The organism is Pseudomonas sp. S2_C03, assembly GCF_054668405.1.
The window spans coordinates 2,624,150-2,641,414 of sequence record NZ_CP162766.1 but is presented as its reverse complement, the minus strand read 5'-3'; the positions used below and the strand labels follow the sequence as shown (position 1 = coordinate 2,641,414).

Annotated in this window: 15 protein-coding genes; 5 read left to right on the top strand and 10 right to left on the bottom strand. The window is 61.2% G+C overall.

Annotation, left to right across the window (positions count from 1 at the left end; translation table 11 throughout):
- Positions 1 to 23 precede the first annotated feature (23 nt).
- Positions 24 to 911 carry a LysR family transcriptional regulator gene (locus tag AB4N64_RS11905; protein WP_460125703.1) on the top strand — a complete coding sequence of 296 codons (888 nt, stop codon included), beginning with the start codon at positions 24 to 26 and terminating at the stop codon, positions 909 to 911.
- A gap of 107 nt (positions 912 to 1,018) precedes the next feature.
- On the opposite strand, the gene AB4N64_RS11900 is transcribed toward AB4N64_RS11905, so the two are convergent.
- The 3 genes from AB4N64_RS11900 to AB4N64_RS11890 form a co-directional block, all read right to left on the bottom strand.
- Positions 1,019 to 2,119, bottom strand: coding sequence for a DNA alkylation repair protein (locus AB4N64_RS11900; RefSeq protein ID WP_460125701.1), 1,101 nt, complete (start codon positions 2,117 to 2,119; stop codon positions 1,019 to 1,021).
- Between the two features lie 143 nt (positions 2,120 to 2,262).
- A complete protein-coding gene (locus tag AB4N64_RS11895) occupies positions 2,263 to 4,071 on the bottom strand; it encodes a monovalent cation:proton antiporter-2 (CPA2) family protein (RefSeq protein ID WP_460125700.1) in 1,809 nt (602 codons plus the stop codon).
- 120 nt (positions 4,072 to 4,191) lie between these two features.
- A complete protein-coding gene (locus AB4N64_RS11890; protein WP_460125699.1) occupies positions 4,192 to 5,262 on the bottom strand; it encodes a diguanylate cyclase domain-containing protein in 1,071 nt (356 codons plus the stop codon).
- A 206-nt stretch (positions 5,263 to 5,468) separates the two neighbouring features.
- Between AB4N64_RS11890 and AB4N64_RS11885 the strand changes: the two genes are divergently transcribed.
- Entirely contained in the window at positions 5,469 to 5,807 is a 339-nt protein-coding gene (locus AB4N64_RS11885; protein ID WP_460125698.1) for an FKBP-type peptidyl-prolyl cis-trans isomerase, read from the top strand.
- Between the two features lies 1 nt (position 5,808).
- Here AB4N64_RS11885 and AB4N64_RS11880 read toward each other — a convergent pair whose 3' ends face one another.
- Entirely contained in the window at positions 5,809 to 6,840 is a 1,032-nt protein-coding gene (locus tag AB4N64_RS11880) for a D-cysteine desulfhydrase family protein (RefSeq protein ID WP_460125695.1), read from the bottom strand.
- A gap of 200 nt (positions 6,841 to 7,040) precedes the next feature.
- Here AB4N64_RS11880 and AB4N64_RS11875 point away from each other — a divergent pair, with 200 nt between their 5' ends.
- Positions 7,041 to 8,261, top strand: a complete 1,221-nt coding sequence (locus AB4N64_RS11875) for a putative DNA modification/repair radical SAM protein (RefSeq protein ID WP_460125693.1) — start codon at positions 7,041 to 7,043, stop codon at positions 8,259 to 8,261.
- Positions 8,258 to 9,088, top strand: coding sequence for a TIGR03915 family putative DNA repair protein (locus tag AB4N64_RS11870; protein WP_460125691.1), 831 nt, complete (start codon positions 8,258 to 8,260; stop codon positions 9,086 to 9,088). The genes AB4N64_RS11875 and AB4N64_RS11870 overlap by 4 nt, the downstream gene beginning before the upstream one ends.
- Positions 9,089 to 9,371: 283 nt before the next feature.
- On the opposite strand, the gene AB4N64_RS11865 is transcribed toward AB4N64_RS11870, so the two are convergent.
- The 5 genes from AB4N64_RS11865 to AB4N64_RS11845 all read right to left on the bottom strand — a co-directional run bounded on the left by AB4N64_RS11865 (position 9,372) and on the right by AB4N64_RS11845 (position 15,581).
- Complete coding sequence (locus tag AB4N64_RS11865; protein ID WP_460125689.1) at positions 9,372 to 10,391, bottom strand: branched-chain amino acid aminotransferase; 1,020 nt, start codon at positions 10,389 to 10,391, stop codon at positions 9,372 to 9,374.
- Between the two features lie 236 nt (positions 10,392 to 10,627).
- Positions 10,628 to 12,010 carry a dihydrolipoyl dehydrogenase gene (gene lpdA, locus AB4N64_RS11860; RefSeq protein WP_460125687.1) on the bottom strand — a complete coding sequence of 461 codons (1,383 nt, stop codon included), beginning with the start codon at positions 12,008 to 12,010 and terminating at the stop codon, positions 10,628 to 10,630.
- A 3-nt stretch (positions 12,011 to 12,013) separates the two neighbouring features.
- Positions 12,014 to 13,285: a dihydrolipoamide acetyltransferase family protein gene (locus AB4N64_RS11855; protein ID WP_460125685.1), complete on the bottom strand. Its 1,272-nt coding sequence runs from the start codon at positions 13,283 to 13,285 to the stop codon at positions 12,014 to 12,016.
- Positions 13,286 to 14,344 carry an alpha-ketoacid dehydrogenase subunit beta gene (locus tag AB4N64_RS11850; RefSeq protein ID WP_460125683.1) on the bottom strand — a complete coding sequence of 353 codons (1,059 nt, stop codon included), beginning with the start codon at positions 14,342 to 14,344 and terminating at the stop codon, positions 13,286 to 13,288.
- 1 nt (position 14,345) lies between these two features.
- Positions 14,346 to 15,581 (bottom strand): thiamine pyrophosphate-dependent enzyme, encoded by a 1,236-nt coding sequence (locus AB4N64_RS11845; protein WP_460125681.1) that lies wholly within the window; start codon positions 15,579 to 15,581, stop codon positions 14,346 to 14,348.
- A gap of 186 nt (positions 15,582 to 15,767) precedes the next feature.
- Here AB4N64_RS11845 and bkdR point away from each other — a divergent pair, with 186 nt between their 5' ends.
- Entirely contained in the window at positions 15,768 to 16,256 is a 489-nt protein-coding gene (gene bkdR / locus AB4N64_RS11840; protein ID WP_460125679.1) for a Bkd operon transcriptional regulator BkdR, read from the top strand.
- Position 16,257: 1 nt separating this feature from the next.
- Here the strand turns inward: bkdR and AB4N64_RS11835 are convergent, their stop codons facing one another.
- Entirely contained in the window at positions 16,258 to 17,121 is an 864-nt protein-coding gene (locus AB4N64_RS11835) for an MBL fold metallo-hydrolase (protein ID WP_460125677.1), read from the bottom strand.
- Positions 17,122 to 17,265: the final 144 nt, after the last annotated feature.

Below are 17,265 nucleotides of genomic sequence, written 5' to 3'. Positions count from 1 at the left end.
CAGTAAGTTCTCGGGGACGGTTCATGTTCGACTGGAATGACCTGCGGTTTTTTCTCGAATTGCAGCGCAGCGGGCGCTTGCTGACGGCGGCGCGTCGCCTGCACACCACCCATGCCACCGTGGCCCGGCACATCGAGGCCATCGAGAAGAGCCTGGGCGCGGCGCTGTTCGTCCAGCACGCCCAGGGTTACGAGCTGACACCGGCCGGCGAGGCGCTGCTGAAGCACGCCGAAGCCATGGAAAACGTCGCGTTATTGGCCCAGGAAGAGATCAGCCAATCCACGGCGCCATTGGGCAAGATACGCGTCGGTGTGACCGAAGGCCTGGGCATCATGTTCCTGACCAGTCGCATGAACGGGCTGTTCGAGCGTTACCCTGGCCTGGAAGTGGAGTTGGTTGCGGTGCCGCGTTTCGTCAGCATCCTCAATCGCGAAGCGGAAATCAGCATTCACCTGGAACGGCCATCGGCGGACATGCTGGTCACGCGCAAGCTCACCGATTACCGCCTGGCGTTATACGCGAGCCAGGCCTACCTCGACCGGGCGCCGCCGCTGCACAGCCATGAAGACCTCAGCCGGCATGCCTGGATCGGTTACGTCGATGATTTGCTGTTCAGCCAGGAACTGATGTTCCTCAACAGTTTCTGCCGCAACCCGCAGGTGGTCTTCCACAGCACCAGCGTCATTGCCCAGCAACAGGCGGCACGCGCGGGTCTGGGCATCGCGGTGCTGCCCTGCTACATGGCCAGCGACGATCCGCAGTTGGTGCCGTTGTTCCCGGAGGAAAGCATCCAGCGCAGCTATTGGATCAGCACTCGTCGCGAACTGCACAAATCCGTGCGGCTGCGGGTGATGTGGGATTACATCGTGCAGATGTGCGAGCGTGAGCAGGGTCTGCTGCTACCCCTGTAGGAGCGAGCACGCTCGCGATGGTCGTTAACGATAACGCTGGAAGCCTGAAACCCCGCGGTGGCCGCACCACCATCGCGAGCATGCTCGCTCCTACAGAGGTCACGGGTTCAGGGCAAAATATCGAAATGGGTGCTCGCCAACCGCTCCCCATTCACCAGCACATGCACCGCGTGCCGGCCAGCATAGTGCCGGCGGGTGGTCAGTTCCTTGATGGATTGACTGCGACTGACAAACTCGTTGGCGCCCACCGGCAGGGTCAGCGCCTTGAGCTTGAACACCTTGGCCGACGTGCTGCCGTTGGCTTTCACGTAGTCGATGGCGTAGTCGATCACCAGGCGCTGCCTGCTCTCTACCTTGGACCTGACCGTGAACGACAGGGTGATTTTCTCCCCGAGTGTTATCACCGCCGGTTCGACCTTGACCCCGATAATCTCGACCTCGGCCTTGCCCGTGGCACCGATGATCGCCAACGCTCGCGGGTTGCCTTGCTTGATCAGGCTGCGCAAGGCATGTTTGGCGATCCAGGCGGTGTGTTTGTTGTCCAGTGACCAGCCTTCGATGATGTCCAGCACCCAGTCGGGATGGTCCTTGGTGATGTCGTTGAGGTGGTTGGCCACGGATTTGCGCACGTACAGACGGTCGTCGGCCTTGAGGTTGTCGAGGATCGCGGCGGCCAGGCGCGGGTCGGCCTGAATCCGCTCCAGGCGAAACGACCAGGGCAGGCGCGGCCGGCTGCCTTCACTGGCCAGGCGGCGAACGTGTTCGTTGTCGTCCAGTGACCAGTCGTGCATCACGGCCAGGGTGCGCTCGAAATCGTTGCGCAGGAAATGGCGTATGGCGAACTCGGCGGAGCCGAAGGTCGTGAAATACTTCAGCGCCTCCATGGATTGCTCGAAGGCATGGCTACCGTAGGTGGCGACGTAATGCGGCAGCGAAACGCTGACGAAGCCGCTGTTGAGGCGTGGGGCGAGGGCGCGCAGTACGTCGAGCGAGTCTTCGTAACTCATTGGCAGCGTGGCGTACAGGCACTCGCTGACCCGGGCCATGCGCTGCATGATGGACAACTCGGCCAAGCCTTCGTTGGCCATTTTCAGGAAAGCCGCAGCGTTGAAATCGGGGTAAACCGCGCTCATCTCGGTGGCGATGTGCTGGAGGCGCTCGGCGTTGAAGATTTCCTTGAGGGCTGGGGCGGGTGGGTCGGTTGCCATTATTGGTTCCTTGTATTCAGGTGGACCGCGTTATCGTTCATCGTCGGAACGCCCCCCGGAGCAAGCCCGCTCCCACATTGGATATGCGAACACCGGGCCATTGTGGGAGCGGGCTTGCCCGCGATGGGGCCCTGAAGCTCACCTCAACTCTTGCCAGCCTGCTCCTCAAGCTGATCCGACTCAAACAACTTGGCCAGTTCAGCCCGGGCTTCCTGCGCCGTCTGCAACACCTTCGCTGCATCGTCATACACCGCGTGCTGCGCTTCCAGCACTTGCTCGTCATGATGCTTGAAGCGCTTGATGCGCGCATCCGCCTGAGCTTGCGTCAGTCCCAGCCCGACCAATGTGCGCCGGCTCATCTCCAGGCTTGAATAGTAGGTCTCGCGGATCGCCTCGGCACCCAGGTCCACCAGGCGGTGCACGTGCTGGCGGTTACGGGCGCGGGCGATGATCTTGATGTGCGGGTACAGGCGATGGACCACCTCGGCGGTCTTGATGTTGGTGTCCGGGTCGTCCGTCGCGATGATGAAGTACTCCGCCTGCTCGACCTTGGCGGCGCTGAGGATTTCCGGGCGCATCGGGTCGCCGTAGAACACCGGTACACCGCCAAAGCTGCGTGACAGCTCGATGGTTTCCACCGAGGTGTCGAGGGCGACGAACTTGATGTTCTGCGCGCGCAGGATACGAGCGATGATCTGACCCATGCGCCCCATGCCGGCGATAACCACGCGTGGCTCGTCGGTGTCGATTTCGCGGAATTTTTCCGGCACCACCACCGGTTGCACTTTCGGGCTGACCAGCCTTGCGCAGACCAGCAGCAACAGCGGGGTCAAGGCCATGGACAGAGTAATGGTCAGCACCAGCAGGTCGTACAGGCGCGGCTCGAACAGGCCTTGATCGCGACCGATCTTGAACACCACGAAGGCGAATTCACCGCCCGCCGCCAGCACGATACCCAGGCGAATCGCGCTGACCTTGCCCAAGCCCCCGGCCAATCGACCGACCACGAACAACAACGGCAGCTTGATCGCAATCAGCAGCAGGGTCAGGCCCAGCACGGTGATCGGCGCGCTGAGCAGCAAACTGAGGTTGGCGCCCATACCGACGCTGATGAAAAACAGACCCAGCAGCAAGCCCTTGAACGGTTCGATCTGCGCTTCCAGTTCGTGGCGATACTCCGAGTCGGCCAGCAACAGGCCGGCCAGGAAGGCGCCCAATGCCATCGACACACCGACCATGTCCATAAGCCATGCGGTGCCAATCACCACCAACAGAGCCGTGGCGGTGGACACCTCCCGCAAACCGGTACGAGCCACAACGCGAAACACCGGACGCAGCAGGTAGCGACCACCGATCACCACCACGGCGATGCTGCCCAGCACTTGCAGGGCGTGGTTCAGGCCCTGTGCGCCGCTGGTGGTGTGATCGGTGCCCGCCAGTAATGGCACCATGGCAATCAATGGGATCGCGGCGATGTCCTGGAACAGCAGGATCGCAAACGCCAGCCGGCCATGGGGGCTGGTCAGTTCCTTGCGCTCGGCCAGGCTTTGCAGGCCGAAAGCGGTGGACGACAGGGCCAGACCCAACCCGAGCACGATGGCACTGTTCAACGGCTGACCGAACAGGAACAGCGCGACCACACCGATGACTGAACCGGTCAGCAACACCTGCGCCAGGCCTACGCCAAATACGGATTTGCGCATCACCCACAAACGCCTTGGCGACAACTCCAGGCCAATGATGAACAGCAACAACACCACCCCGAGTTCGGAAATATGGCTGACGCTCTGCGGGTTGCCGATCAGGCCCAACACCGATGGGCCGATGATCACCCCGGCAAACAGATAGCCCAGCACCGCCCCCAGTTGCAGGCGCTTGGCGAGGGGAACGGTGAGCACCGCCGCGAACAGGAATACGACAGCGGCTTGTAGCAGGTTGCCTTCATGGGGCATTGAGGAAACTCCAGGAATCGGTGGGGCGGGGGCGCAAGGATAAAGGTTGAGGCTGCGTGCGTCAGTAAAAGCCATCGCGGGCAAGCCACAGTCGCCAAAAAAATCAGGCTGACAAGTCAATCAATGACCAACCGCCTGCCCACCCAGCCGGTACTGATTATTCCCGCTTCGCTTGGCCTCATACATCGCGAGGTCAGCAATGTGAATCAGGCGGTCCATGCTCGGCGCATGGTCGGGGAAAACGGCAACACCCAGACTGGTGCCGATATGGCGATGATCATTGCCGATGGCAATGGGCGGAGACAGCTCGATGAAAATCTTCTGGCAGATCACGCGCGCTTCATCTTGCAGGCAACCGCCTTGCGCCAAACCCTGGAGGATCACCACGAATTCGTCGCCTCCGATACGGGCCACCGTGTCCGTGGCGCGCAGGATTCTTTTCAGGCGAGTCGCCATGGTCACAAGCACGCGGTCGCCGGCGCCATGGCCGTAGCGGTCGTTGATCGCCTTGAAACCGTTGAGGTCGATGAACACCAGTGCCACGCGAGTACCGCTGATTCGCGCCTGTTCCAGCGCATCCGACAGTCGCTCTTCGAGCACCAGGCGGTTGGGCAGACCTGTCAGCGGGTCGAAATGGGCCAGGTGCTGCAAGTAACTGGCGGAAGCTTTCTCATCGGTGATGTCACGGACCACGCCCATCATCTTGATCGTTTCATCGTGGGCGTTCTTCACCACGTTACCGGTTTCACGCAACCAGCGAATGGTGCCGTCGGGCCAGACGACCCGGTATTCCTCGTCGTGGTTTTCACCGGTTTCCAGGCATCGCAGCTCGCCGGCTCGCACCCGCTCCCGGTCATCGGGATGTACGCAACTGCAGAACAGGGCGTAGGAGGGCACCACTTCGCCAATCTTGAACCCGAACATGCCGAAGATCGCGTCCGACCAGTACAACCGTTCAGTGTCGACATCCCAATCCCAGGTGCCGATCCGCGCAAAATACTGGCTGCGCTTGTAGCGTTCCGCATCGCCTTTTTCAACGGCGGATTGTCGGTCGGCCAAACTCGCGATCCGCCTCTGATACTCGGCCAATTGCCTGCGCAGCGTGCGCTCGCGCCAGATCATGCCGGCGATCAGGAACGCCACCGTCGCGCCAAGTCCTGCGCTGATCCAGACGAAGTTGGGTGCCATCATAGCTGGCCATCATTGCGTATTTGCGCCTATGGTAGACCACGCGCCTGCTCAATAGCAGCAAAGTCCTAATTCACTTCAGCCATTTTCGAGCACGATAGATCCCGTGCGCAGACGCAAAGCCAGGTTCCTGCGATTGCCTTTGACGGCGAATTCTGCGAAAAACTGCGTCCGCGCCCGTAGCCGGGCGACAGTGGACGAGTGAAACCATGAACGACGAATTGCAAATCATCGACATTGAGCCGGGCGACGGCAAAGCCGCCGTCAAAGGCGCGCTGATCACCACCCAGTACCGTGGCTGGTTGGAAGACGGCACGGAGTTCGATTCCTCCTACAGCCGAGGTAAACCTTTCCAATGCGTGATTGGCACCGGTCGGGTGATCAAGGGGTGGGATCAGGGCCTCATGGGCATGCAGGTCGGCGGGAAACGCAAGCTGCTGGTCCCGGCGCACCTGGCGTATGGCGAACGCACCATGGGCAAGATCACGCCGAATTCTAACCTGGTGTTCGAGATTGAATTGCTGGAAGTGCTGACGCGGGATGACTGAGTCAAGCCTCAAACGTCTCCCGATACGCATACAGCCCCGGCGTGCCTCCCGTCATGATGAACAGCACGTTGTCTCCCGAACGGAAGTGCCCTTGTTCGAAATCGGCCAGCAGGCCCGCGAAGGCTTTGCCGGAGTAAACCGGGTCGAGCAGCAGGCCTTCGCTGCGGGCCATCAGGCGGACGGCGTGCTGCATCGCGTCGGTTGGCAAGCCGTAGCCTTTACCCAGTTGGCTGCCGTCGATGACGATTGCTTCAGGGGGCAAGCTGTCGGGGTGCCCCAGCAGTGCCAGGGTGTCCTCGGTCAGGCTCAGGGTGCGAATGGCCGATAGATGCCGATCGGACAGCACAGAGTAGGACTTGACTAACGAGGTGCCGCGCCCCAGTACATGGAAGCCCGCGGCCAGCCCAGCGTGGGTGCCGGCGCTGCCATTGGGCACGACGACCTGGTTGAAGGCCACGCCGAGTTCAGTTTCCTGCCGAGCGATCTCTGCGGCACAGCGGGCATATCCGAGACTGCCCAGTGGTGTCGAACCCCCCATGGGAATGACCAGCACCTTGCGCCCCATCTCTCGAAGTTGGGTGGCGCGGTCTTCTGCCTTTGCGAGTGCATCTGTGCCTGCGGCCAACACCTGTAGCTGCGCGCCAAACAGTTGGTCGAGCAACACGTTGCCATTGAGCTCGTAGTCCGTGTCCGCCTTGGGAACCGAGCGGGTCAGGATCAGCTCACAGGCGAGGTCCAGGTTTGCGCAAGCGGCGGCGGTCAACCGCGCATGGTTCGACTGGACGCCGCCCACGGTAATGACCGTGTCGACAGCCGCAGCCTGAGCGGCGCCAAGATGGAACTCGAGCTTTCGCAGCTTGTTGCCACCACCGCCCAGCGACATGTGATCGTCACGCTTGAGAAACAGGCCGATCCCCCGAACATCCAGCCCCAGTAATCGTTCCAGCCGCCTGGCTCGCTGAATCGGCGTCGGGCCTTGCATCAGGTCTGTTCGCGTGAAGGCACTCAGGGATAGGTCCAGTGGGCTTTGCATCGTGGTGCCTCGTTGACGATCGATGGGGGGACTGTATGGACAAAGGCCCAGATGATAAACGGCAAGCCAGTCACAACAGCGTTAACGCGATGTAATGAATGGCGCATGAGATGGCCGCGAGCTGACCAAGGGTTGATGCGTGGGCTTGTGTGCTCGGCTCTGGCGATATACTGTATGGCTATACAGTAAAAGGCTGGCCCATGGAACTCATCGACAAGCTCAGCATTCTCGCCGACGCCGCGAAGTACGACGCCTCTTGCGCCAGCAGTGGCGCGCCCAAGCGCACCTCCGAAGGCAAGAGTGGGTTGGGCGCCACCGATGGCATGGGTATTTGCCACAGTTACACCCCGGACGGGCGCTGCGTGTCGCTGCTGAAGGTGTTGCTGACCAACTTCTGTCTTTACGACTGCCAGTATTGCGTCAACCGACGTTCCAGCGACGTGCCCCGGGCGCGCTTCACGCCGGAAGAAGTGGTCAAGCTGACCCTGGATTTCTACCGACGCAATTGTGTCAGCGGGCTGTTTCTCAGTTCCGGGATCATTCGCTCGGCGGACTACACCATGGAGCAATTGGTTCGTGTCGCGAAACTCTTGCGTGAAGAGCACGAGTTCCGTGGTTACATTCACCTCAAGACCATTCCCGAAGCCGATCCGGCGCTGATCGAGCAAGCGGGGCGCTACGCCGATCGCCTGAGCGTCAACATAGAATTGCCTACCAACGCCAGCCTGCAGACCCTGGCACCGGAAAAACAACTCGGCTCGATTCGCCAGGCGATGCGCACGATCTACACCGGCGAGCAAACCGTGCTCAACGAGCCCCGTGCGCCGAAGTTCGCGCCTGCCGGGCAGAGCACCCAGATGATCGTGGGCGCCGACGATACCGACGACAGCACCATTCTCCACAGCGCCCAGGCGTTGTATGGCAATTACAAGTTGCGCCGGGTGTATTACTCGGCATTCAGTCCGATCCCCAACAGCCCCAAGAGCGTGCCCCTGGCCGCGCCGCCGCTGATGCGCGAGCATCGTTTGTATCAGGCGGATTTCCTGTTGCGCAGTTATGGCTACAGCGCCGGCGAACTGTTCAAGGGGCCGGGGCATCTGGCGCTCGACATCGACCCGAAACTGGCCTGGGCATTGGCCAATCGCGAGGTGTTTCCGCTGGACCTCAACCGCGCCGAGGCCACCTTGATCGCGAGGATTCCCGGCATTGGCCTGCGTACCACCGAGCGTCTGGTGGAGTTGCGCCGCCAGCGCCGGATTCGTTACGAAGACCTTGCACGCATGCGTTGCGTTCTGACCAAGGCCAAACCGTTTTTCATCACGAGCGATTACCACCCACAACAGTCGGAGGTCACCAGCGATCTGCTGTACCAGCAAATGCGTGATCGACCGCAACCGCAGCAAATGGGATTGTGGGGGTGATCAATCTCGATTGCGACGACCTGTTCGACACCTGGCGCCAGCAAGCGCGCTGGCTGTTGAGTCATGGGGTGGACCCGAGCGAGGCCAGTTGGGCTACGGAAGGCGCGACAGATCTGTTCGCCACCGACGAGCCTCTGCCGCAAGCCTTGGGGCCGTTTCAGGCACGCATCCCGCGAACGCTGCTGGAAACACTGGAACAGGCCGCCCGATATCGCGGCGACCAGCGCTGGAGCCTGCTGTATGAAGTGCTATGGCGGGTCAGCCACGGTGACCGCACGGCGATGATGGCCGGGGACAAGCTTGGAAGTGAATTACAGAGAAGAATCAAGCAGATACGACGTGAAGCTCATCATCTACATGCATTTGTGCGGTTCGTTGCGTTGCCTGAAAATAGTGGGCCGCACTATGTGGCGTGGCACGAACCGGCGCACGACATCCTGCACAGCGCCAGCGAACATTTCATCGGCCGCATGGGCCGTCACCGTTGGTTGATCGCCACGCCTCGGGATGGGGTTTACTACGATGGCGAACAACTCATCTACCAGCGCGAATGCCCGGCGCCGTGGCAGCAAATGGCACAGAACGTTGACGATCCCCATGGCGACATGTGGTTGACCTATTACAGCCACATCTTCAACCCGGCGCGGCTGAACCCGAAAGTGATGCAGGGCCATCTGCCGGCCAGGTTCTGGAAAAACTTGCCCGAAGGCGCGCTGATTCCCGGACTGATCACCCAGGCCCGCACCGGCAAGCAGCAGGATGGCCAGGCGAGCGGCATCAAGGGCAGGTCGGGTAAGCGGATTGGGCATGAGGGGCGTGAGCGATGAGGCGGGCTGTCTGGTAGCCAGCGTTGCCTGGCCCACCATCGCAACGGTTCAACGCCTCGACAAGCCCGCTCCCACAGAGGTCGGCGGTGTTCACAAAACCTGTAGGAGCGAGCTTGCTCGCGATGGAGGCCAACGATAACGCTGGCTGCCTGGTGCCCCGCGGTGTCTGGTCTACCATCGCGAGCAAGCCCGCTCCTACAGGGGGAGGGGTGAATTCGCCGTTGAGACACAAAAAAGCCCCCCATCGCCAACGCGATGGGGGGCTTTTTCTTGCCGCGTCAGGTCAAACCTTGACGATCCAGCCCGCTGGCGCTTCGACGTCGCCGGTTTGTACGCCGGTCAGCTCTTTGTAGAGCTTCTGGGTAACCGGGCCGACTTCGGTTTCGCTGTGGAACACGTGCAGGTGGTCGTTGTAGCTGATGCCGCCGATCGGCGTGATCACCGCAGCGGTGCCGCAGGCGCCGGCTTCCTTGAAGTCCGACAGCTTGTCGATCAACACGTCGCCTTCCACCACTTCCAGCCCCAGACGAGTCTGGGCCAGTTCGATCAGCGACAGACGGGTGATACCCGGCAGCACCGATGGGGATTTCGGGGTCACGAACTTGTTGTCGTGGGTAATCCCGAAGAAGTTGGCAGAACCGACTTCCTCGATTTTCGAGTGGGTCATCGGGTCCAGGTAAATGGCATCGGCGAAGTTCGCCTTTTTGGCCTGCGAGCCCGGCATCAGGCTGGCAGCGTAGTTGCCACCGACCTTGGCGGCACCGGTGCCTTGTGGCGCGGCGCGGTCGAACGTGGAGATGAGGAAGTTGTGCGGGGTCAGGCCGCCCTTGAAATAAGCGCCGACCGGGATCGCGAACACCGAGAAGATGAATTCCGGCGCGGTACGCACGCCGATGTTGTCACCCACACCGATCACGAACGGGCGCAGGTACAGCGCGCCGCCAGTGCCATAAGGCGGGATGAAGCGCTCGTTGGCGCGAACCACTTCCTTGCACGCTTCGATGAACTGCTCGGTGGACACATGCGGCATCAGCAGGCGGGCGCAGCTACGCTGCATGCGTGCGGCGTTCTGGTCCGGGCGGAACAGGTTGATCGAGCCGTCCTTGCAACGGTAGGCCTTGAGGCCTTCGAAGCATTGCTGGCCGTAGTGAAGGGCAGTGGAGCCCTCGCTGATGTGCAGCACGTTATCTTCGGTCAGGGTGCCCTTGTCCCACTCGCCATTGCGAAAGTACGACAGATAGCGCTTGTCGGTCTTGATGTAGTCAAAACCCAATTTGTCCCAATTGATGCTTTCGTTACCCATGACACCCTCTATCACTGAACAACCGCCGAAACGGTTCAAGGCTTCTGACGTTTTTTGGATGGGCACAACAATACTTCATTCCGGGGTTGTTTCGCAGCCCGGACTATCGGATGACGGGCAGAAAATCTCGTCGTCCTGAAAAGATCGCGACGGTTCGACGCCTCGACAGGCTCGCTCCTACAGGGGAATGCGTTGCAATGTAGGAGCGGGCTTGCCCGCGATCGGTGCGCCGCGATCTAAAGGTGCAACGCATGCCCCAACGCACGCAACGCCGCTTCCTGTACCGCTTCGCCCAGGGTCGGGTGTGCATGGATGGTGCCGGCGATGTCTTCCAGTCGGGCACCCATCTCCAGGCTTTGGGCGAACGCGGTCGACAACTCCGACACGCCCACACCCACCGCCTGCCAACCGACAATCACATGATTGTCCCGCCGCGCGACCACCCGCACGAAACCGGTTTTAGACTCCAGAGTCATGGCCCGGCCATTGGCCGCGAAGGGGAAGTTCGACACGATGCAGTCCAGACCCGCGGCCTTGACATCGTCCGGGGTCTTGCCGACCACGACCAGTTCCGGGTCGGTAAAGCATACGGCGGCGATGGCGGTCGGGTTGAATTCGCGTGATTTGCCGCTGATCAACTCGGCGACCATCTCACCCTGGGCCATGGCCCGGTGCGCAAGCATCGGTTCGCCGCTCAGGTCACCGATGGCGTAGACGTTGCGCATGCTGGTCTGGCAACGTTCGTCGATCTTGATCGACGCGCCGTTCATGTCCAGGTTGAGTGCTTCGAGGTTCCAGCCTTGGGTGTTCGGCTTGCGACCGACCGCCACCAGTACCTGATCGGTTTCCAGGACCAAGGTATCGCCATTCGGGTCAGTGACCTGCAAAGTATTGCTATTAGAATCAAAACTTTGGACGCTATGTTTCAAGTAAAGCTTCAAACCGAGCTTTTTCAGTTCTTCGTGTACGGCCTGAGTCAGTTCGGCGTCATAGGCCGGCAGGATACGCTCCTGTGCCTCGACCACGCTGACATCCGCGCCGAGCTTGCGGTACGCAATGCCCAGTTCCAACCCGATGTAACCACCGCCCACCACGACCAGGCGTTTTGGCAACGACTTCGGTGTCAGGGCCTCCGTGGAGGAGATGATCGGCCCGCCGATCGGCAGCATTGGCAGGTTGACGCTCTTCGAACCGGTGGCCAGCACCAGGTGCTCACAGTGGATACGGGTGTCGCCGACCTCGACGGTTTTGCCGTCGATCACCTTCGCCCAGCCCTGGACCACTTGAACCTTGTTTTTCTTCAGCAGCGCGGCGACGCCTGTCGTCAGGCGATCAACGATGCCGTCCTTCCATTCCACGCTCTTGCCGATGTCCAGGCTTGGCGCGCCAACGCTGATACCCAGCGCCGAGTTCTGGCTGTGCTGTTGCGTCTGATGGAACTGTTCGGCCACATGGATCAGCGCCTTGGAAGGGATGCAGCCGATGTTCAGGCAGGTGCCGCCCAGTGATTGGCCTTCGACCAGGATGGTCGGTATGCCCAGTTGGCCGGCGCGAATCGCCGTCACATAACCGCCAGGACCGCCACCGATGATCAGCAGCGTGGTATTCAGAGTCTGCATGCCTTACTCCACGAACAGGGTAGCGGGTTGTTCGAGCAGGCCACGCACGGCCTGGATGAATTGCGCCGCGTCCATGCCATCGACCACGCGGTGATCGAACGAACTGGAAAGGTTCATCATCTTGCGAATCACGATCTGGCCTTTGACCACCATCGGGCGCTCGACGATCTTGTTGACGCCGACGATCGCCACTTCCGGCAGGTTCAGCACCGGTGTACTGACGATGCCGCCCAGCGCGCCGAGGCTGGTCAGGGTGATGCTGGAACCGGACAACTCATCGCGGCTGGCCTTGCCAGTGCGCGCAGCGTTGGCCAGGCGGGCTATTTCACTGGCGTTGTCCCACAGGCTGCGGGCTTCGGCATGACGCACCACCGGCACCATCAGGCCGATGTCGGCCTGGGTGGCAATGCCGACGTGCACGGCCCCGAGGCGGGTGATGACCTGGGCTTCGTCGTCGTAGCGGGCATTGATCTGCGGGAAATCGCGCAGGGCAACGACCAGTGCGCGGACCAGAAACGGCAGCAAGGTCAGCTTGCCACGCGTGGCTCCATGTTTTTCGTTCAGGTGGGCGCGCAGCTCTTCCACGGCAGTCACGTCGATTTCCTCTACATAACTGAAGTGGGCGGCGCGCTGGGTGGCGTCCTGCATGCGTTGGGCGATCTTGCGGCGCATGCCGATCACCGGGATCTGTTCTTCGTCGTGACGCTGGGCATACGCAGCCGGGGCGCTTGAAGCCTGGGACTGACCCTGCGCCAGGTACGCTTCCAGATCTTCATGCAGCACCCTGCCTGCAGGCCCGGTGCCGCGCACCAGACGCAGCTGGATGCCCAGATCCAGCGCATGTTTGCGCACGGCCGGGGAGGCCAATGGGCGCTCATTCGCATCACGTGCCACCATTGGACCCTGAGCCACGGCGGGTCTTGCCGTCGGCGCGGGTGCCGCGACAGGCTTGCTTTCCTGTTTGGTTTCAACCACGGGCGCCGGCGCTTCCTTGACCTCTTCAGGCTGGGCTGCCTGCTTGACGTTGCCCGCGCCTTCCACCTCGATGCTGATCAGCACGCTGCCGACCGCCATGACTTCGCCCGGCACGCCGCCCAGCGAAATCACCTTGCCATGCACCGGTGAAGGGATGTCGACCATCGCCTTGTCGGTCATCACATCGGCCAGTACTTGATCCTCGACGACCATGTCGCCGACCTTGACGTGCCACACCGACAACTCAACTTCTGCAATGCCTTCGCCAATGTCCGGCATCTTGATAACGTGCGTGCCCATTCAGACCTCCATAACCCGATGCAAAGCCGCGACCACACGGGACGGGCCAGGGAAATACGCCCACTCTTGCGCGTGCGGGTAGGGGGTGTCCCAACCCGTGACGCGTTCGATCGGCGCTTCCAGGTGGTGGAAGCAGTGCTCCTGCACCAGAGCAGCCAGTTCGGCACCAAACCCGCAGGTGCGGGTCGCTTCATGGACAATCACGCAGCGGCCGGTTTTCTTCACCGACCGGGTGATGGTTTCCAGGTCAAGCGGCCACAGGCTGCGCAGGTCGATGACTTCGGCGTCCACGCCGCTTTCTTCAGCGGCGACTTGCGACACATAGACGGTGGTGCCGTAAGTGAGGATGGTCACGTCCTTGCCCGGACGGGCGATGGCCGCAACGTCCAGCGGAACGGTGTAGTAACCGTCCGGAACCTGGGCGGCGGGGTGTTTCGACCACGGGGTGACGGGCCGCTCGTGGTGACCATCGAACGGACCGTTGTACAGGCGTTTTGGCTCCAGGAAGATCACCGGGTCATCGTTTTCGATGGAGGCGATCAACAGACCCTTGGCGTCGTAGGGATTGGACGGCATGACGGTGCGCAGGCCGCACACCTGGGTGAACAGGGCCTCGATGCTCTGGCTGTGGGTCTGACCACCGTAGATGCCGCCACCGCACGGCATGCGCAGGGTCAGGGGCGCAGTGAATTCGCCGGCCGAGCGATAGCGCAGGCGGGCGGCTTCGGAAATGATTTGGTCGTAGGCCGGGTACACGTAGTCGGCGAACTGGATTTCCACCACCGGGCGCAGGCCATAGGCACCCATTCCCACGGCGGTGCCCACGATCCCGCTTTCGGAGATCGGTGCGTCGAACACGCGGGAGGTGCCGTATTTGTTCTGCAGGCCTTCGGTGCAACGGAACACGCCGCCGAAGTAGCCGACGTCCTGGCCGAATACCACCACATTGTCGTCACGCTCAAGCATCACATCCATGGCCGAGCGCAGGGCCTGGATCATGGTCATGGTGGTCGTGGTCATGGCGGTATCCAGCGCAATATTGTTGTTGTGATCGTTCATGTCAGATCCCCAGCTGCTGACGCTGGCGCTTCAAGTGCTCCGGCATCTCTTTATAAACGTCTTCGAACATGCTCGCGGCGCTTGGAATCTGCCCGCCGGCCAGGGTGCCGAACTGTTCGGCAGCTTTCTGTGCGGCGATGACCTCAGCTTCCAGTTCGGCGCTGACAGAGGCGTGCTCCTCTTCGGACCAGTTGCCGGTCTTGATCAGGTGTTGCTTGAGGCGAGCAATCGGGTCGCCCAGCGGGAAGCAGCTCCAGTCATCGGCAGGGCGGTACTTGGACGGGTCATCGGAGGTGGAGTGCGGGCCGGCGCGGTAGGTAACCCATTCGATCATGGTCGGGCCGAGGTTGCGGCGGGCCCGTTCGGCGGCCCAGCGCGAGGCGGCGTACACCGCGACGAAGTCATTGCCATCGACCCGCAGGGAGGCGATGCCACAGCCTACGCCACGCCCGGCGAACGTGGTCGCTTCGCCACCGGCAATCGCCTGGAAGGTGGAGATCGCCCACTGGTTGTTGACCACGTTAAGGATCACTGGCGCGCGGTACACGTGGGCAAAGGTCAGGGCGGTGTGGAAGTCGGACTCGGCGGTGGCGCCGTCGCCGATCCAGGCCGAGGCGATTTTCGTGTCGCCCTTGATCGCCGAGGCCATGCCCCAGCCGACGGCCTGGACGAATTGAGTGGCGAGGTTACCGGAAATGGTGAAAAAACCGGCCTCTTTCACCGAATACATGATGGGTAGCTGGCGACCCTTGAGCGGGTCCTTCTCGTTGGACAGCAACTGGCAGATCAAACCTTCCAGAGGCACGTCACGGGCCATCAGGATGCTTTGCTGGCGGTAGGTGGGGAAGCACATGTCGTCGATGTTCAACGCCAGGGCCTGGGCGCTGCCGATGGCTTCTTCGCCAAGGCTCTGCATGTAGAACGACATTTTCTTCTGGCGCTGGGCGACCACCATGCGGTTGTCGTAGATGCGCGTCTTGAGCATGGCGCGCATGCCTTTGCGCAGAATCTCCACGGGAATGTCCTCGGCCCACGGGCCCAGGGCATTGCCTTGATCGTCGAGCACGCGAATCAGACCACGGGCCAGGTCGGCCGTGTCAGCGGGTTCAACGTCAATGGCGGGTTTGCGCACCGTACCGGCGTCGGTCAGGCGCAGGTAGGAGAAGTCGGTTTTACAGCCTGGACGGCCCGAAGGTTCAGGGACGTGCAAACGCAGCGGTTCATACGCTTGGGTCATGGCTTCTACGCTCGATCTTGTGAATTTCTTGTAGTGAGCTGACGGTCATTCCATGGGTGATGGAAATCTTGTCCTACAAACATCATAGGCCCGGCGCAGGAGAATATTTATCTCTGTTTTGTTGCGTTGGCGATCATTTGGGGATAAATAATCTGCATAACCATAAAAATCAGGTGTTTTTGTCTCATGCGCAAACTGGACCGTACCGACATCGGCATTCTCAACAGCCTTCAGGAGAATGCGCGCATCACCAACGCAGACCTGGCCCGCTCGGTCAACCTTTCGCCAACGCCGTGCTTCAACCGGGTCAAGGCCATGGAAGAACTGGGCGTGATTCGTGAGCAGGTGACCCTGCTTGACGCCGACCTCTTGGGGCTGCACGTGAACGTATTCATCCACGTCAGCCTGGAAAAGCAGGTGGAGAGGGCCTTGCAGCATTTCGAAGAAGCGATTTCCGATCGTCCGGAAGTGATGGAGTGCTACCTGATGGCGGGTGACCCGGACTATTTGATTCGGGTGCTGGTGCCGAGCATTCAGTCGCTGGAGCGCTTCATGATGGACTTCCTCACCAAGGTGCCTGGCGTGGCGAACATCCGCTCCAGCTTCGCCCTCAAACAGGTGCGCTACAAAACCGCGCTGCCGTTGCCGGCCAATGGCTTGACCCTGGGGCTTTAGCTCAGAGCTTGTTCAGGGGGATTTTCAGGTAGGTGACGCCATTGTCCTCGGCGGGCGGCAGATGCCCGGCGCGCACATTGACCTGGATGGCAGGCAACAGCAGGGTTGGCATGCCAAGGCCGGTGTCTCGCTGCGTGCGCATGGCGACAAAGGCTGCTTCATCGACGCCGTCGCGCACATGGATGTTGCGCTTGCGTTGCTCACCCACCGTGGTCTGGCATTGATGCTCGCGCCCATCGGGCGGGTAGTCATGGCATACATAAAGCCGCACGCCGGCGGGGAAGGCCAGCAATTTGCGGATCGAGGCGTACAGATGCCTGGCATCGCCCCCGGGAAAGTCGCAACGGGCCGTTCCGACATCCGGCATGAACAATGTGTCGCCCACCAGAATCATGTCGTTGCCGATCAGGTAGGCCATGTCTGCCGGGGTGTGGCCCGGTACATGCAATGCCATGGCGTGGAGGTTGCCGATCGCGAATGATTCGTTCGGCGCAAACAGATGATCGAACTGCGAGCCGTCCACGGCAAAATCGGCTTCCAGGTTGAACAGCCCCTTGAACACCCCCTGAACAGCGCTGATCGACTGACCAATCGCGATCCGCCCACCCAGCAACTTGCGCAGATAGGGCGCGGCGGACAAGTGATCGGCATGGGCGTGGGTCTCCAGCAACCATTGCACCTGCAAACGGTGCTCCTTCACGAACGCCACGATCTTGTCCGCCTGGGTAGTCCCGGTGCGTCCGGCGGCTGGGTCGTAGTCGAGCACCGGGTCGACGATGGCGCATTGACTGCCATCAGCTTCGTACACCACGTAACTGTAGGTCGATGAGGCGGGGTCGAGGAAGGCTTCGATCAAGGCAGGCATGGCGGCCATTTCTTCTGGGACAGGTCCAGAGGGTAGTTTCATTTTCCATGCGCTGACCAGCCCCCCGTTCATTCAATGGATGAAAAAAACTGCGCGAGCTCTATCCTGTCCTCATCGATACCGGGCGTTCCCGGCTCTTTTCGC

What these genes read in the sequence shown, in the direction of transcription:
- AB4N64_RS11905 (WP_460125703.1), top strand. Translation starts at nt 24, where the DNA reads ATGTTCGACTGGAATGACCTGCGGTTTTTTCTCGAATTGCAGCGCAGC.
- AB4N64_RS11900 (WP_460125701.1), bottom strand. Translation starts at nt 2,119, where the DNA reads ATGGCAACCGACCCACCCGCCCCAGCCCTCAAGGAAATCTTCAACGCC.
- AB4N64_RS11895 (WP_460125700.1), bottom strand. Translation starts at nt 4,071, where the DNA reads ATGCCCCATGAAGGCAACCTGCTACAAGCCGCTGTCGTATTCCTGTTC.
- AB4N64_RS11890 (WP_460125699.1), bottom strand. Translation starts at nt 5,262, where the DNA reads ATGATGGCACCCAACTTCGTCTGGATCAGCGCAGGACTTGGCGCGACG.
- AB4N64_RS11885 (WP_460125698.1), top strand. Translation starts at nt 5,469, where the DNA reads ATGAACGACGAATTGCAAATCATCGACATTGAGCCGGGCGACGGCAAA.
- AB4N64_RS11880 (WP_460125695.1), bottom strand. Translation starts at nt 6,840, where the DNA reads ATGCAAAGCCCACTGGACCTATCCCTGAGTGCCTTCACGCGAACAGAC.
- AB4N64_RS11875 (WP_460125693.1), top strand. Translation starts at nt 7,041, where the DNA reads ATGGAACTCATCGACAAGCTCAGCATTCTCGCCGACGCCGCGAAGTAC.
- AB4N64_RS11865 (WP_460125689.1), bottom strand. Translation starts at nt 10,391, where the DNA reads ATGGGTAACGAAAGCATCAATTGGGACAAATTGGGTTTTGACTACATC.
- lpdA (WP_460125687.1), bottom strand. Translation starts at nt 12,010, where the DNA reads ATGCAGACTCTGAATACCACGCTGCTGATCATCGGTGGCGGTCCTGGC.
- AB4N64_RS11855 (WP_460125685.1), bottom strand. Translation starts at nt 13,285, where the DNA reads ATGGGCACGCACGTTATCAAGATGCCGGACATTGGCGAAGGCATTGCA.
- AB4N64_RS11850 (WP_460125683.1), bottom strand. Translation starts at nt 14,344, where the DNA reads ATGAACGATCACAACAACAATATTGCGCTGGATACCGCCATGACCACG.
- AB4N64_RS11845 (WP_460125681.1), bottom strand. Translation starts at nt 15,581, where the DNA reads ATGACCCAAGCGTATGAACCGCTGCGTTTGCACGTCCCTGAACCTTCG.
- bkdR (WP_460125679.1), top strand. Translation starts at nt 15,768, where the DNA reads ATGCGCAAACTGGACCGTACCGACATCGGCATTCTCAACAGCCTTCAG.
- AB4N64_RS11835 (WP_460125677.1), bottom strand. Translation starts at nt 17,121, where the DNA reads ATGCCTGCCTTGATCGAAGCCTTCCTCGACCCCGCCTCATCGACCTAC.